This window comes from Photobacterium sp. R1 (genome assembly GCF_054600795.1).
In genome coordinates this window covers 1-412 of sequence record NZ_BAAHZP010000130.1, presented here as the reverse complement: position 1 = coordinate 412, position 412 = coordinate 1, and the positions used below count along the sequence as shown (strand labels likewise).

Here is a 412-nt window from a genome sequence, read left to right as displayed (position 1 = left end):
TTCGAACTGAATCAGGACATTGCGGACAACAGCAAGCTCGATGATGAGCAACAACTCTCCCGGTTAAATAAAGGGATCAATGCTTTCCTCGATTCACCGCAGAACAAAGTGGCGGTGAACAAGGCGCAACATTATCGCAATACTTATCCTGTTGTGGCCCCGTTAGACATGCTGTCTGTCTATGCAAACCATCAACTGCGCATAGCCCCTGTCATCAGTGATGATAAAGAGCAATTGTTTTATCACTGGCGTCAGGTGATGGGGCCAGCAGCGTTGATGGAAGGTGCTGACACCGAGGCAATGACTGTCAAGGCAGCCGAGACGGTAAAAAAACAGACCCTGGCATTCGAGTTAACCGTGACTGACTCAGGTGGCTTAAGTGTCAGTCAAACTTACTATGTCAGGGTGTTGC

Annotated in this window: 1 protein-coding gene; it reads left to right on the top strand. The window is 48.8% G+C overall.

Annotated features, from left to right (window positions below):
* A partial coding sequence (locus tag ACYP03_RS24305) for a PKD domain-containing protein (protein WP_459782413.1) occupies window positions 1-412 on the top strand: 412 nt, incomplete at both ends.